The 14,550-nt window shown below is 73.5% G+C and carries 16 protein-coding genes; 7 read left to right on the plus strand and 9 right to left on the minus strand.

From position 1 onward, the window contains the following. Positions 1-59: 59 nt before the first annotated feature. Positions 60-977, minus strand: a complete 918-nt coding sequence (locus tag ACFIF2_RS19705) for an anti-sigma factor family protein (RefSeq protein WP_395574368.1) — start codon at positions 975-977, stop codon at positions 60-62. 68 nt (positions 978-1,045) lie between these two features. Then, on the minus strand, positions 1,046-1,717 hold the full coding sequence (gene sigE / locus ACFIF2_RS19710) for an RNA polymerase sigma factor SigE (protein WP_395574370.1): 672 nt from the start codon (positions 1,715-1,717) through the stop codon (positions 1,046-1,048). A gap of 289 nt (positions 1,718-2,006) precedes the next feature. On the opposite strand from sigE, the gene ACFIF2_RS19715 reads away from it, so the two are divergent. Then, positions 2,007-2,705, plus strand: coding sequence for an O-methyltransferase (locus tag ACFIF2_RS19715; protein ID WP_395574647.1), 699 nt, complete (start codon positions 2,007-2,009; stop codon positions 2,703-2,705). 200 nt (positions 2,706-2,905) lie between these two features. Here the strand turns inward: ACFIF2_RS19715 and ACFIF2_RS19720 are convergent, their stop codons facing one another. Next, the gene (locus ACFIF2_RS19720) at positions 2,906-3,073 is read right to left on the minus strand and encodes a DUF3117 domain-containing protein (RefSeq protein ID WP_003966491.1); all 168 of its coding nucleotides are present in this window, start codon (positions 3,071-3,073) and stop codon (positions 2,906-2,908) included. A gap of 348 nt (positions 3,074-3,421) precedes the next feature. On the opposite strand from ACFIF2_RS19720, the gene ACFIF2_RS19725 reads away from it, so the two are divergent. After that, the gene (locus tag ACFIF2_RS19725; protein WP_395574372.1) at positions 3,422-4,225 is read left to right on the plus strand and encodes an enoyl-CoA hydratase/isomerase family protein; all 804 of its coding nucleotides are present in this window, start codon (positions 3,422-3,424) and stop codon (positions 4,223-4,225) included. 48 nt (positions 4,226-4,273) lie between these two features. Here ACFIF2_RS19725 and ACFIF2_RS19730 read toward each other — a convergent pair whose 3' ends face one another. Together ACFIF2_RS19730 and ACFIF2_RS19735 are read right to left on the minus strand one after the other, a co-directional pair. After that, on the minus strand, positions 4,274-4,870 hold the full coding sequence (locus ACFIF2_RS19730; protein WP_395574374.1) for a DNA-3-methyladenine glycosylase I: 597 nt from the start codon (positions 4,868-4,870) through the stop codon (positions 4,274-4,276). Next, positions 4,867-5,223 (minus strand): DivIVA domain-containing protein, encoded by a 357-nt coding sequence (locus ACFIF2_RS19735; RefSeq protein ID WP_395574376.1) that lies wholly within the window; start codon positions 5,221-5,223, stop codon positions 4,867-4,869. The genes ACFIF2_RS19730 and ACFIF2_RS19735 overlap by 4 nt, the downstream gene beginning before the upstream one ends. A 282-nt stretch (positions 5,224-5,505) precedes the next feature. Between ACFIF2_RS19735 and folP the strand changes: the two genes are divergently transcribed. Continuing rightward, positions 5,506-6,366, plus strand: coding sequence for a dihydropteroate synthase (gene folP, locus ACFIF2_RS19740; protein WP_395574648.1), 861 nt, complete (start codon positions 5,506-5,508; stop codon positions 6,364-6,366). 95 nt (positions 6,367-6,461) lie between these two features. Here the strand turns inward: folP and ACFIF2_RS19745 are convergent, their stop codons facing one another. After that, entirely contained in the window at positions 6,462-7,220 is a 759-nt protein-coding gene (locus ACFIF2_RS19745) for a TIGR00730 family Rossman fold protein (RefSeq protein WP_395574378.1), read from the minus strand. A 108-nt stretch (positions 7,221-7,328) separates the two neighbouring features. Next, the gene (gene dapE / locus ACFIF2_RS19750; RefSeq protein ID WP_395574380.1) at positions 7,329-8,408 is read right to left on the minus strand and encodes a succinyl-diaminopimelate desuccinylase; all 1,080 of its coding nucleotides are present in this window, start codon (positions 8,406-8,408) and stop codon (positions 7,329-7,331) included. 85 nt (positions 8,409-8,493) lie between these two features. Between dapE and ACFIF2_RS19755 the strand changes: the two genes are divergently transcribed. Beyond that, the gene (locus ACFIF2_RS19755) at positions 8,494-9,546 is read left to right on the plus strand and encodes a heavy metal transporter (protein ID WP_395574382.1); all 1,053 of its coding nucleotides are present in this window, start codon (positions 8,494-8,496) and stop codon (positions 9,544-9,546) included. Positions 9,547-9,868: 322 nt separating this feature from the next. Next, on the plus strand, positions 9,869-10,300 hold the full coding sequence (locus ACFIF2_RS19760; protein WP_395574384.1) for an ATP-binding protein: 432 nt from the start codon (positions 9,869-9,871) through the stop codon (positions 10,298-10,300). A gap of 640 nt (positions 10,301-10,940) precedes the next feature. Here the strand turns inward: ACFIF2_RS19760 and ACFIF2_RS19765 are convergent. Beyond that, the gene (locus ACFIF2_RS19765) at positions 10,941-12,038 is read right to left on the minus strand and encodes a bifunctional succinyldiaminopimelate transaminase/glutamate-prephenate aminotransferase (protein ID WP_395574386.1); all 1,098 of its coding nucleotides are present in this window, start codon (positions 12,036-12,038) and stop codon (positions 10,941-10,943) included. A 110-nt stretch (positions 12,039-12,148) separates the two neighbouring features. Continuing rightward, positions 12,149-12,469: a ferredoxin gene (fdxA, locus tag ACFIF2_RS19770; RefSeq protein ID WP_003973842.1), complete on the minus strand. Its 321-nt coding sequence runs from the start codon at positions 12,467-12,469 to the stop codon at positions 12,149-12,151. 140 nt (positions 12,470-12,609) lie between these two features. Between fdxA and ACFIF2_RS19775 the strand changes: the two genes are divergently transcribed. Next, positions 12,610-13,635, plus strand: coding sequence for a GNAT family N-acetyltransferase (locus ACFIF2_RS19775; protein ID WP_395574388.1), 1,026 nt, complete (start codon positions 12,610-12,612; stop codon positions 13,633-13,635). A gap of 17 nt (positions 13,636-13,652) precedes the next feature. Beyond that, positions 13,653-14,525, plus strand: a complete 873-nt coding sequence (locus ACFIF2_RS19780; RefSeq protein WP_395574390.1) for a transglutaminase-like domain-containing protein — start codon at positions 13,653-13,655, stop codon at positions 14,523-14,525. Positions 14,526-14,550 lie beyond the last annotated feature (25 nt).

Consider the following 14,550-nt stretch of genomic DNA (forward strand, 5'->3'; position numbering starts at 1 on the left):
AGGGCTCTGGCGCCGTCCCGGGATTCAATCAGGTTCCCGGGCCGGCGCGCAGATCCCCGTCAGGGAGCCGGACGGTGGGAGGCGGCGGGGGCCGCCGCCGGGTAGGGCGACGGGACCGGGTCGGGGACGGGCGCGGCGAGCAGGCCCGGCGGCCCGGCCTCGGGGGCCGTGGACCAGGAGGTCAGGGCACGCGGCGGAAAGGCTTCGAGCGGACGTATCAGCGGTGACATGGCGGCGGCACCGGCCCTCACCGGGGTGGTCAGCGCGTGCACGGCCCGCTCGCGCGGATCGCCGGCGGCGGGCGGCGGCAGCCCGGGCAGCAGCGGCGCCGACCTCGCGGTGGGCGCGACGGGGGTGTCGCCGAGCGCCCGATGCCCCTGGACCTGTCCGAGCAGCGGACCGGCGGAGCGGCGTCGCTGGCTCTCGGGGTTCACCGCTCCCGCGCCGGAGGTGCGCGTCGGCGTGACGTTGCTGCCGTTGCCGGAGCCGCGGGCCTCCGTCGTGGTGTCCGGTGTGCCGACGGTGACCCCGCCCAGCGCGATCGCGGCCAGCGACACGGCCCCGGCCGCGGCGAAGGCGAAGCGCAGGCCGCGCGACGACGACCGCTCGGCCTCGTGCCGGCTCACGTCGTGGATCCGCAGGCCCCGCTCCCGCGCGGAGGACGGCAGCACGGCGGAGTGCGCCCGGGCGGGGACGTAACCGAACTCGAACCGCTCGCCCCGCTTCGTTCCGAAGACCCCGTCGAGGCCCGTGGCGAACCCGCCGCCGCCCAGCGGCGAGCCGCCGCCGTCCGGGTCGCCTCCCGCGGGCAGCCCCTGAAGGCGCGCCAGGAAGCTCTCGGAGGGGGCCGGCGGGGCCGCTTCGGCGAAGACGTTCTTCAACCTGCGCTGCGCGTCGACCTCCGCCTTGCACTTCGGGCAGGTCGCCACGTGCGCCAGCACGCGCTCACGCGCGTCATGACCGAGCTCTCCGTCCACCAGGGCGGAAAGTCGGTCTCCCAGATGCTGCTCCGCGAGGCGTCCCTCGCCTTCACGCCGTGATCCACTCACGCGGCCGTGCCCCCTCCTCCCAGAGCGGGAACACGGGCCGCGAACGAGCGACGCTCGGCGCGCGCCTGGGGAGAGCGGTGCGCGAGTGCCTTGCGCAGCTGGGAGCGGCCACGGTGGATCCGCGAGCGGACCGTGCCGAGCTTCACGCCGAGGGTCGCGGCGATCTCCTCGTACGACAGCCCCTCGATGTCGCACAGGACGACGGCCGCGCGGAACTCGGGCGCGAGGGTGTCCAGCGCCTGCTGGACGTCCGCGTCGAAGTGGGCGTCGTGGAAGACCTGCTGCGGGTTGGGCTCCTTGCTGGGCAGCCGCTCGGCCGCGTCGTCGCCGAGCGCGTCGAAGCGGATGCGCTGCTTGCGGCGCACCATGTCCAGGAAGAGGTTGGTGGTGATGCGGTGCAGCCAGCCCTCGAAGGTGCCCGGCGTGTACGTCGACAGCGACCGGAAGACGCGGACGAAGACCTCCTGCGTGAGGTCCTCGGCGTCGTGCTGGTTGCCGGTGAGGCGGTAGGCGAGGCGGTAGACCCGGCCGCTGTGGGTGCTGACGATCTCCTCCCAGGTGGGCGGAGTCCACGCCTGCCCGTCCGCGTCGCCGGCGAAGGTCGCGGTCTGGGCGTGTCCCGTGGCGGGACCGTCGGCGTGGCTGTGGTCAGCAGCGGTGTCGTTCACGGATTTCGGCCTGCCTGCCGATCCGAGGAAGCGCCGCAGCACTCCGCCCCGATCCGCGGGTGCGGCCGCACCTCCCCTGTCGGCTCTGGTGGTGTCCAGTGGAGCCCCTACCATAGCCACCTCGCCCGTTAGCTCCGGATAAGCGGTTTTACGAGAATTTGATCTGGGCTGACACGGCTCGTACGGCTGCGTCAGCACTTGCTCGGCGCACCTGCCCAATTCGCTGCCCCCCGGTCGCAGTCCCGGCCGCTCGGCCCCTGGTTTGCTCTCCTCTTAAACGACCGGTCCCATCTGCGGGTTCCCGACGCCAACGGATACAGTCACGCCGAGGCAACAACGGGGACAGGAGAGGGTCATTACCGGCAACCGGCAGACGAGCTGGGCGTTCGCCGACGCCTTTGTCGCCGAGGACGACGCGCTGCTGTGGGCACGCGACCGGGCCCGCGACGCGGGCCTGCGCTCGGTGACCCCGGGCACGGGCTCCGCGCTGGGACTGCTCGCCGCCGCCGTGGACGCCAAGGCGGTCGCCGAGATCGGCACCGGTTGCGGCGTCTCCGGGATCCATCTGCTGCACGGCATGCGGCCGGACGGCGTCCTGACCACGGTCGACCCGGAGCCGGAGCACCAGCAGTTCGCCCGTCAGGCCTTCCGGGCCGCGGGCTTCGCCAGCAACCGGGCCCGTTTCATCCCGGGCCGCGCGCTGGACGTGCTGCCCCGGCTCGCGGACGCCGGCTACGACCTCGTCTTCTGTGACGGCGACCGTCTGGAGTACCTGGACTACCTCGCTGAATCGTTGCGCCTGCTGCGCCCCGGAGGTCTCGTCGCCTTCGAAGGCGTCTTCGGCGCCGGCCGGACCATCGACTCCGGACCGCAGCCCACCGAGGTGCTGCGCCTGCGGGACCTCCTGCGCGCGGTGCGCGAGAGCCAGGAACTGGTGCCGTCACTGCTTCCGGTGGGCGACGGGCTGCTCTGCGCCGTCAAACGGTGAACCGGACGGCGCCCCGACCGGACGGCGCCCCGACCGGACGGCGCCCCGACCGGACGGCGCCCCGATCGGATAGCGCCCCGAGGGGAATCCCCGCTCCGACCCCCGCTCCGGGCGTACGGGAGAACGGGAAAAAAGAAAAACAACCGCCCCGGCACCATGCGCGGTACCGGGGCGGCTGAACGGGTGTGGTCGCTCGCGCGTCAGCCGACGACCTTCTTGAGGGCGTCGCCGAGCGCGTCGGCCTCGTCGGGGGTCAGCTCGACGACGAGTCGACCGCCGCCTTCGAGCGGAACGCGCATGACGATGCCCCGCCCCTCCTTGGTCACCTCGAGCGGGCCATCGCCCGTCCGCGGCTTCATGGCCGCCATGCTCGTTCCCCTTCCTGATACCAGCTCACCGTCACCGCCGACGGCCCGTGAGGGCACGCGCAGTCCGGCATGGACGCGCGACACCGGCATCGAACACATTGCTTCCCAGCCATTATCCCGCATCCCAGGACCCGATGACCAACATCGGTCGGCATCGCTTGGGCAACGCACGCGAGCAAAACCACTCAATTCGGCGATGTGACTGCGATACTGCGCGCCCTCGCACACTTCCGCCGAATGGCTACGGACCGGAATTCTTTGACGCAGGTCACATCCCCCGTGCGGTCCGCTTCCGGCGATCTCCGTCATGCTGTCTCCCACACACGCCACGACGCGGAGGGGAAATCCATGGCCGACACCGTGCTCTACGAGGTGAGCGACGGGCTCGCGACGATCACGCTGAACCGCCCCGAGGCGATGAACGCGCTGAACATCGAGACCAAGGTCGCGCTCCGGGACGCGGTGCGTTCCGCGGCGGCGGACGACGCCGTGCGGGCGGTCCTGCTGACCGCGGCCGGGGAGCGGGCGTTCTGCGTCGGCCAGGATCTCAAGGAGCACATCGGGCTGCTGGCCGCCGACCGGGAGACCGGCTCGGGCCGGACCATGAGCACGGTGCGCGAGCACTACAACCCGATCGTGCGGGCGCTCGTGGAGGCCGCGAAGCCGGTGGTGGCGGCGGTGAACGGCGTGGCGGCCGGGGCGGGCTTCGGCTTCGCGCTCGCCGCGGACTACCGGATCGTCGCGGACACCGCGGCCTTCAACACGTCCTTCGCCGGGGTCGCGCTCACCGCCGACTCGGGCGTCTCCTGGACGCTGCCGCGCGTCGTCGGGCCCGGGCGCGCCGCCGACCTGCTGCTGTTCCCGCGCAGCGTCGGCGCCCGGGAGGCGTACGAGCTGGGCATCGCCAACCGGGTCGTCCCCGCCGCCGACCTGCGCGCGGAGGCCGAGCGGACCGCGCGGGCGCTGGCCGAGGGGCCGACGGTGGCGTACGCGGCGCTGAAGGAGTCGATGGCGTACGGGCTGACGCACTCGCTGGCCGAGACGCTGGAGAAGGAGGACGAGCTGCAGTCCCGGGCGGGGTCCTCGCAGGACCACGCGATCGCGGTGCGCGCGTTCGTCGACAAGGAGAAGCCCCGCTACCTGGGCAAGTGAGCCGGTCACCAGCGGCCCGGGAGGGCCGAGCGCCGCCCTCGGCCCCCCTCAGACGCCGGAGGGGGTCCCGCGGGCCACGCACGCCGCCAGGTGGTCGTCGACCAGTCCGCAGGCCTGCATCAGCGCGTACGCCGTCGTCGGGCCGACGAACCGCAGGCCCCGCTTCTTCAGGGCCTTGGACAGCGCCGTGGACTCCGGTGTGACGGCCGGGACGTCGGCGAGGGTCTTCGGCGCCGGGCGGCCGTCCGGGTCGGGGGCGTGGGACCAGATCAGCTCGTCCAGCTCGCCGGGGGCCCACTCGGCCAGCACGCGCGCGTTGGCGAGGGTGGCGTCGATCTTGGCGCGGTTGCGGATGATGCCGGCGTCGGCGAGCAGTCGGTCGCGGTCCTCGTCGGTGAAGGCCGCCACCTCGGCGATCGCGAAGCCCGCGAAGGCGGTACGGAAGCCCGGGCGGCGGCGCAGGATCGTGATCCAGGACAGGCCGGACTGGAAGGCCTCCAGACTCAGCCGCTCGTACAGCGCGTCGTCGCCGTGGACCGGGCGGCCCCACTCCTCGTCGTGGTACGTCACGTAGTCCGCGGTGGACAGGGCCCAGGGGCAGCGCGGCGCGCCGTCCGGGCCCGGGACGGCCTCCCCGGCGCTCACTGGTCCTCCTGGGACGGCTTCTCCATGGAGACGTGCTGGTGGGCGACGGCGGCCCGGGCACCCGCCAGCGCGGACTCCAGGTCGGCGATGCGGGCGTCGCGCTCGGCCAGTTCGGCGCCGAGGCGGCCGAGGGCGTCGTCGACGTCCGCCATGCGGTAGCCGCGGGCGACGAGGGGGAAGCGGAGCCGCTCCACGTCCGCGCGGCCCACCGGACGGTCCGGGGGCAGGGAGTCCCGCAGCCGCTCGGGGGCGGCGTCGGGCAGCGGGCCGCTGTCGCCGCCGCTCACCACGGCGAGCGTCACCGCGGCGACCACGACGGCCAGCGCGACGACGAGGAACAGGAACATGACCATCGCTGGGCCCCCATGGTCGGGTCGAGTGCGGCGATCGCGTCGGTCGACGGATCGCCCGGCTGATGGGATCGGAACCGGAATCCGGGACGGGTCCCGGAACCGGGTCCCGGAACCGGTTCCCGGACTGCGCCGGGCACTGGGTCGGAGTCGGTTGTGTCGGGTCCGATCGTGCCATGCGAGTCTGACAGTCGGGGCCGCAGGCGGTCGAAGCGCGGTCCCGGGCTCGATTCGGCGGGACGTGAGAACGGTATGGACGAGGAGATGTCACAGGGGATGCTCGGGATGCTCAAGCTGGGCAGGCGTGAATTCGCGGCGCACGAACCGGTGATCATGGCGATCGTGAACCGGACCCCGGACTCCTTCTACGACCAGGGGGCGACCTTCCGCGACGAGCCCGCGCTCGCGCGCGTGGAGCAGGCGGTGGCCGAGGGCGCCGCGATCATCGACGTCGGCGGGGTGAAGGCCGGTCCCGGGGACGAGGTGTCGGCCGAGGAAGAGGCCCGGCGGACGGTGGGCTTCGTCGCGGAGGTGCGGCGGCGGTTCCCGGACGTCGTGATCAGCGTGGACACCTGGCGGCACGAGGTCGGCGAGGCCGTGTGCGAGGCGGGGGCGGACCTGCTGAACGACGCCTGGGGCGGTGTCGACCCCAAGCTCGCGGAGGTCGCGGCGCGGTACGGGGTGGGGCTGGTGTGCACGCACGCCGGCGGCGCCGAGCCGCGGACCCGGCCGCACCGGGTGACGTACGACGACGTCATGGCCGACATCCTCCAGGTGACCCTGGGACTGGCCGAGCGGGCGGTGGCGCTGGGGGTGCCGCCGGAGTCGGTGCTGATCGATCCCGGGCACGACTTCGGGAAGAACACGCGGCACAGCCTGGAGGCGACCCGGCGGCTCGGGGAGATGGTGGAGACGGGGTGGCCGGTGCTGGTGTCCCTGTCCAACAAGGACTTCGTCGGGGAGACGCTGGACCGGCCCGTGAAGGAGCGGGTGATCGGGACGCTGGCGACGACGGCGGTGTCCGCGTGGCTGGGGGCGCGGGTGTACCGGGTGCACGAGGTCGCGGAGACGCGGCAGGTGCTGGACATGGTCGCGACCATCGCGGGCCACCGGGAGCCCGCCGTCGCCAGGCGGGGACTGGCCTAGCCACCGGCCCGGGTGCGCCGGGCGGGCCCGGCCCGGCCGGCCACCGGCTCGGGTGCGTCAGGCGGGCCCTGCCCCCTGGCGCACCCGGCCCGGGCCTACCGGCCCGCCTCCTTGGAGACTAGGGCGACCGCCTCGTCCACGTCGTCCGTGACGTGGAAGAGGAGCAGGTCCTTCTCCGCGGCCTTGCCCTGGGCGACCAGCGTGTCGCGCAGCCAGTCGACCAGCCCGCCCCAGTACTCGGCGCCGAACAGGACGATGGGGAAGCGGGTCACCTTCTGCGTCTGCACCAGGGTGAGGGCTTCGAAGAGTTCGTCGAGGGTGCCGAGACCGCCGGGCAGGACCACGAAGCCCTGCGCGTACTTCACGAACATCATCTTGCGGACGAAGAAGTACCGGAAGTTCAGCCCGATGTCGACGTACGGGTTGAGCCCCTGCTCGAAGGGCAGCTCGATGCCGAGGCCGACCGACGTCCCCTTCGCCTCCAGCGCGCCCTTGTTGGCCGCCTCCATCGCGCCGGGACCGCCGCCGGTGATGACCGCGAAGCCCGCCTCCACCAGGCCGCGCCCGAGCCGGACGCCGGCGTCGTACTCGGGTGAGTCCGCCGGCGTGCGGGCGGAGCCGAAGACGCTGATGGCGGGCGGGAGTTCGGCGAGCGTGCCGAAGCCCTCGATGAACTCCGACTGGATGCGCAGCACGCGCCACGGGTCGGTGTGGACCCAGTCGGTCGGAGCGCGCTCGTCCAGCAGGCGCTGGTCCGTGGTGCTCTTCTGGACCTGGCCCCGCCGCCGGAGGACAGGGCCCAGGCGCTGCTCCTCCGGTGGCCGCTTCTTGCCCTCGGGGTTGCCGGTAGCCATGCGCGCTCCCTCCAGTTGCAGGTTCTTCCACCTCAGCGTAGATCTACGCGGGTTACGTACGAGGGACCTGAGCATGTCCGCCACGCTGCGGTCCAAACCCGCCGTGGATCACGTCGTCAGCCAGGACCGCAGGCGCTCCTCCCCCGCCAGGATCTTGGCCGTCTCCACCCGCTCGTCGCGCTTGTGCGCCAAGTGCGGGTTGCCGGGGCCGTAGTTGACCGCCGGCACGCCGAGCGCCGAGAAGCGGGACACGTCCGTCCAGCCGTACTTGGGCTGCGGGGTGCCGCCCACCGCCTCGATGAAGGCCGCCGCGGCCGGGTGGGACAGCCCCGGCAGGGCCGCACCGCTGTGGTCGTCGACCACGAACTCCGCCACCCCGCAGTCCGCGAAGACCTCCCGCACGTGGGCGAGGGCGTCCTCGGGGCTGCGGTCGGGGGCGTAGCGGAAGTTGACCGTGACCACGCACTCGTCGGGGATGACGTTGCCCGCGACCCCGCCCGTGATGCCGACCGCGTTCAGGCCCTCGCGGTACTCCAGGCCGTCGATCACCGGGTAGCGCGGCTCGTACGCCGCCAGGCGGGCGAGGATCGGGGCGGCGGCGTGGATGGCGTTGGAGCCCATCCAGCTCCGCGCGGAGTGCGCCCGCTCCCCCGTCGTCCTCAGCAGCACCCGCAGCGTGCCCTGGCAGCCGCCCTCCACCTGGCCGTCGGAGGGTTCCAGGAGCACCGCGAAGTCGCCCTCCAGCCACTCGGGGTGCGCCTCGGCGACGTGCTTGAGGCCGTTCAGCTCGGCGGCGACCTCCTCGTTGTCGTAGAAGACGAAGGTCAGGTCGCGGTTGGGGGCCGGGACGGTGGCCGCGATGCGCAGCTGCACCGCGACGCCCGCCTTCATGTCGCAGGTGCCGCAGCCCCACAGCACGCCGTCCTCGTCCAGCCGGGAGGGGACGTTGCCGGCGATCGGGACGGTGTCGATGTGACCGGCCAGGATCACGCGCTCCGCCCGGCCCAGGTTCGTGCGGGCCACCACGTTGTTGCCGTACCGCTCGACCGACAGGTGCGGCAGGGCGCGCAGGGCGCTCTCGATCGCGTCCGCCAGTGGCTCCTCGGTGCCGCTCTCGGAGGGGAAGTCGACGAGCCGCGCGGTGAGCTCCGCGGCGTCCAGCGTGAGGTCAAGCGGGGTATCGGCCATGGCCCCGACCCTAACGCCCCTGCCCTTTCGGGCATTGCCCGTACCAGGCGGACACCACTCCCTACCCTCCAGTACCTTGTAACGCGTGCTTCAGCCGTCGCCAACCCGCAAACGCCGTGGCCGCCTTCTCCGCTCCGGGGCGGCCTTCGCGGTCCTGCTCGCGGTCGCCGGTTACCTCGCGGTGCAGTACGTCACCGGGGGCGCGCCCGGGTGCAAGGTGGTCTCGGACGGGGACGACCGGACGAGCTACGAGTTCACGCCGGAGCAGGCGGTGAACGCGGCGGCCATCACCGCCGTGGGCACCGCGCGCGACCTGCCGGAACGGGCGGTGACGATCGCGCTGGCGACCGCCCTGCAGGAGTCCTCGCTACGCAACATCGACTACGGCGACCGCGACTCGCTCGGCCTGTTCCAGCAGCGCCCCTCGCAGGGCTGGGGCGAGCCGGAGGAGATCATGGACCCGGCGTACTCGGCGGGCATGTTCTACGACCACCTGGTCGAGGTGCCCGGCTACACGGACCTCCCGCTGACGGACGCCGCCCAGCGCGTGCAGCGCAGCGCCTTCCCGGACGCGTACGCCAAGCACGAGCCGGACGCCGCGCTGCTCGCCGCCGCGCTCACCGGACGGTCGGCGGCGACGCTGACCTGCGAGGGGCTCCCCGGTACGGCACCCGCCGACGGTACGGACGAAACCCCCGCCAAGGGGCCGCACGCGATCCGCGCGGCGCTCGTGCGGGACTTCGGGCGCGACGTGCTCCAGCCGATCGGCGCGGTGGTGGACGACGGGGCGGCGGCCCGCGGGGCCTCGCCGCCCCCCTCCCCGGCCACGGGTGCCGTGGACGAGTCCGACGGGCGGACCGTGACGCTGCCCGTCACCGCCGGCTCGGCACCGGACGCGGACGCGGAAGCGGTCTCCGGCGAGGACCTGGAACGGCGCGGCTGGCAGCTCGCGCACTGGGCGGTGGCCAACGCCTCCTCGCTGCGCATCGAACGGGTCGCCTACGCGGGCCGGGAGTGGACCGCGGGCAGCACCGACAGCGAGTGGCATCCCACGGGATCCGGCAGTTCCGGTGGTGCCGGTGGTGACGGTGGTGCCGAGCGGGGCGCGGGAGCGGTCCGGATCACGTCCGCGCGGTAGCGCCCACCCGTACGAGCGTTCACTCCTGGGAGTTACCCGCGCGGGTGGCGGATCGACGCGGTGCGTGCCTTATCCCGCCCCTCGCGCCGCATCCGGCGAAGCCCAGGAATATCAAGGGCTGTAAGGATTCGGCAGACTTTCGGACCGGCTCCGTTTTGCCCGTTTTTCTGTGCACCTGATAATGCGACGCATTACCAACTCTTTACGTTGGACCGCCGCAACCTTCGCGCCCTTCGAGCGGTAGTCACTGCGTCCGAGCCCGGACGATCAACCGCCGGGCACGGTCGGATCACTCATCGTTGACTTCCGTCGAAGGAGCATCATGTCCCTCCCCCTGACCCGCCGGATCGCCCGTGCCGCGCTGCTCGTCGCTGCGGGGGCGGCTGCCGGGGTCGGTGCGGCCGGCTCCGCCAGCGCGGCTCCCGAACTGCCCGCCGCCCCGAACCTCGGAGGGCTGACCGCCCTGGACGGTGCGAACGTGGGCAACACCGTCGACGCCGCGGCCCAGAACGTCACCGAGACCGCGGGCGACACGGGCAGCAAGGCGGTCAAGAAGACCGTCCCGGCCGCGGGCAAGACCGGCGGCTCGGTCGTCAAGAAGACCACGCCGGTGGCGCAGAAGACCGCCGGTGACGCGGCGGGTTCCGCCGGGGACATCGTCGGTGACACGGCGCAGACGGCCACGAAGGGTGGGCTGCCGACGGACGCGCTGGGCGCGGGTGGGCTGCCGGTGCAGGGGCTGCCGGTCGGCTGAGCGCCGGGCTTGTGCGGTGCGGTGCGGTGGCGGGGTCCGGGGTTCTTCCCCGGGCCCCGTCGCCTTTTGCGTGCCCGCGTCGGTGGGCTTACGCCGGTGCGGGGGGCTGACGCCCGGTGCGGAGGACTTACGCCGGTGCCGTGGGCGTGGGTTGGCCGTGGCCCGGCGTCGGGGGCTGTGCCCACCCGTTCCGCCCTGCGGAACGACTGCCCACAGCCGGGTGGGCGGGAGCCGGGCGGGCAGCCAAGCGGCCAGCCGGGCGGGCGACGGCCGGGTGGGCGGGCGACGGCCGGGTGGGCGGGCGTCAGTCAGGCGGGCGACAGCCGGGGGGCGGGCGTCAGCCGGGCGGCAAGGCAAGCCGCCAACCCGGCGGGCGACAGCCGGGCGAGCAGCCAAGCGACCGGCCAGGCGAGCGACACCCGGGCGAGCAGCCAAGCGGCCAGTCAGGCGGGCGACAGCCAAGCGGCCAGGCAAGCCGCCAGCCCAGGCGGGCAGCCAAGCGACCAATCAGGCGAGCGACACTCGGGCGACCAGCCAGGCGAGCGACACCCGGGTGGGCAGCCGCGGCCAGCCAGGCGGCCAGCCGGGTGAGCTGTCCGGCGGGAGCCGCGCGGGCGGGAGTCGGGCGGGACGTCGGGGGTCAGGGGGTCAGGCGTTGTACTGCCGCGTCGACTCGGGTGTCCGTGGCGGTGAAGGCGACGCGGATGAAGTTCTGGCCGGCCGGGCCGTAGAAGTCGCCCGGTGCCACCAGGATGCCGCGCTCGGCCAGGTGGGCCACCGTGTCCCAGCAGGACTCGTCGCGGGTGGCCCACAGGTAGAGGCTGGCCTCGCTGTGCTCGATGCGGAAGCCGTGGCCGAGCAGGGCCTCGCGCAGGGCCGCGCGGCGGGCCGCGTAGCGCTCGCGCTGGACGCGGACGTGCTCGTCGTCGCCGAGGGCCGCCACCACGGCCGCCTGCGTCGGCGCCGACGTCATCATGCCGCCGTGCTTGCGGATCTCCAAGAGCGGGCCCAGGACCGCCGGGTCACCGGCCAGGAAGGCCGCGCGGTAACCGGCCAGGTTGGAGCGCTTGGAGAGCGAGTGGACGGCGACCAGGCCGTCGTACGAGCCGCCGTTGACGTCCGGGTGCAGGACGGACACCGGGTCGGCCTCCCAGCCCAGCTCCAGGTAGCACTCGTCGGAGACGACGAGGACGCCGTGCTCGCGGGCCCAGGCCACGATCCGGGTCAGCTCGTCCTTGGACAGCACCTGGCCGGTCGGGTTCGACGGCGAGTTGAGCCACAGGAGGCGCAGCCCCGCCGGGTCCAGCGACGTCGGGTCGTCGTACGCCTCGTACTCCGCGCGGGCCAGCCGGGCGCCGACCTCGTACGTCGGGTAGGCCAGGCGGGGGAAGGCGACCCGGTCGCCGGGGCCGAGGCCCAGCTGGGTCGGGAGCCAGGCGACGAGTTCCTTGGAGCCGACGACGGGCAGGACGTGGCGGTGGGTGACGTCGCGGGCGCCCAGGCGGCGTTCGACCCAGCCGGTGATCGCGTCGCGCAGTGCCGGTGTGCCCCAGACCGTCGGGTAGCCCGGGGAGTCCGCCGCGTCGACCAGGGCCTTCTGGATCAGCTCGGGGACCGGGTCGACCGGGGTGCCGACGGAGAGGTCGACGATGCCGTCCGGGTGCGCGGCGGCCGTCTTCTTGTACGGCTCCAGCTTGTCCCAGGGGAAGGTCGGAAGGCGGTCGGAGACTGCGGACACGGTTACTGGCTCACTTTCGTCGGTACGGCAAACGCCTCGGTCCCGTGCGGCGCCGATCGGGGGCGATCAGGCCGTACGGGACCGAGGCGGCGCGGGTGTGCGGGCCGCTCTTACTGGTTCTGCGGCGGCAGCGCGGCGACGAAGGGGTGGTCGCGCTCGATCAGCCCCAGCTTGCTGGCACCACCGGGCGAGCCGAGCTCGTCGAAGAACTCGACGTTCGCCTTGTAGTAGTCCTTCCACTCCTCCGGAGTGTCGTCCTCGTAGAAGATCGCCTCGACCGGGCAGACCGGCTCACAGGCACCACAGTCGACGCATTCGTCCGGGTGGATGTACAAGGACCGCTGGCCCTCGTAGATGCAGTCGACCGGGCACTCCTCGATGCACGCCTTGTCCTTCACGTCGACACAAGGCTGCGCGATGACGTAGGTCACGCTGTCGTTCCTCCTCGATAGGGCGCTGGCGGGCCTCCTCAGGCTCCGCCGCCTGGCGCGCGGGAGCGCGGCGTCGTCGATGCCCGCCCCTAGTATCTCCGTTCTCGGGCATGATCCGAACAGGAGGGGTGGACCGACCCGTGGAAATCTCTGCCGCCGGACGTCTCGAGGTCCGCATTACCGCTGCTGACGTGGGCAAACGAGTCTCCGTCCGGCGCTTGAACGAGCCTAGTGACACGGCTGAGAAGTTCACCGACACGGTCGGTGTTCTCACATCATGGAACAACGGTGTGCTGCTGATCACACGGAAGAGTGGCGAGAGCGTCCGTGTTGCCGAGTCGTCGCTGGTCGCGGGCAAGGTCGTGCCCGCCGCCCCGGCGCGCCGACGCGGCCCCTCGGCGTCCTACGAGGAACTGGCGCGGGTCGCCGCACGGGCCTGGCGGCCGGTGGAGAGCGAGTGGCTCGGCGCGTGGGAGCTGCGGGCGGCGGCCGGGTTCACGCGGCGCGCCAACTCCGTGCTGCCGCTGGGTGATCCGGGGCTGCCGCTCGACGAGGCGCTGGCCGCCGTACGGCGCTGGTACGGCGAGCGGGGCCTGCCCGCGTACGTCCAGACCGCCACCGGGGCCGAGGGCACGCAGGAGCTGCTGGGCGCGGAGCTGGAGCGGCGGGGCTGGGTGCGGGAGGTGACGGCCGAGGTGTGGACCGGGGCCCTGGCACCGGTCGCCGACCTGGCGGAGGGCACCGGTGTGGTCCTGTCCCGGGAGGCGGACGAGGCGTGGCTGGCGCGGTACGGGCGCAAGGGGGTGAGTGACGTGGCCCTGCGCGTGCTGGCCTCGGGGCCGTCGGTGTGGTTCGCGACGGTGCCCGGCGCGAAGGCGGGCGCCCCGGCCGCGATCGGCCGGTGTGTCGTGGACGGGCGGTGGGCCTCCTTCGCGGCCGTCGAGGTCGATCCGGAGCAGCGGCGCCGGGGCCTGGCGACCGCCGTGATGGCCGCGCTGGCCCGGCGGGCGCTCGACGAGGGCGCGTCGGCGGCGTGGCTCCAGGTCGAGACGGACAACGCGGCGGCGCGGGCGCTGTACGCCGGGATGGGCTTCGCCGCGCACCACGCGTACCACCACTACCGGGAGCCCGCGAGCACCGGGGCGGCCGGTGACCGATCGCCGTGAAAGGGCACGAGTCAGCCATGCGTCATCCTCATCCCCCGTACCCCCCGTCGGCGGAACGTTCCGCCGAGGTGCGCCGGCGATTCGCCGACGAGGCCAGGTCCGAGCGGCCCGATCTGTCCACGCTGTGCCTGCTGCTGGGCGCCCAGGCGGACGGGGCGCTGGACGAGGACGGTCTGGACGCCGCGCAGATGGAGCTGGACCGGCTGGCCGGGCAGGTGCCGTTCCGGCCGGGCACGCCGCGGGCCTGGGCGGTGGCGCTGCGGGACCTGCTGGGTGAGCGGTACGGGTTCCACGGCCTCGCCGCGGACTACCGGCGGCTGGAGTCGTCGTTGCTGCACGAGGTGCTGCGGCGCCGGCGCGGGCTGCCGATCATGCTGTCGGTGGTGTGGCTGGAGGTGGCCCGGCGGGCGGGGGCCCCGGTGTACGGCGTGGCGCTGCCGGGGCACTTCGTGGTCGGGTTCGGGTCCGAGTCGGGGCCCCAGGAGGAGCGGGTGCTCGCCGATCCGTTCGACGGAGGGCGGGTCCTCGACGGCGGCGACGCGGACCTGCTGGTCGCCGGGGCCACGGGGGCGGGGCTGAGCCCCTCGATGCTGGAGCCGGCGGCGCCGCTGGATGTGGTGACGCGCGTCCTGAACAACATCCGGGCGTGGGCGGCGGCCCGGCCGGAACGGTCGGACGTCGGGTTGTGGGCGATCGAGCTGGCCCTGCTGCTGCCGGCGCACGCGGCGCGCCTGCGGTACGAGCGGGCGCGGCTGCTGGTGCAGCGGGGCGAGTTCACGGCCGGGGCCGGGGAGTTGGAGGCGTACGCCGAGGTCGTGGGGGCGGTGGACGAGGCGGTGGCGGAGCAGGTGCGCGGCGAGGCGCGGGCGGCTCGCGCGATGCTCAACTGAGCCGACGAGGGGGGCGCCCGGCGGT

It is taken from the genome of Streptomyces sp. BK79 (assembly GCF_044142145.1).
Classification (GTDB): Bacteria; Actinomycetota; Actinomycetes; order Streptomycetales; family Streptomycetaceae; genus Streptomyces.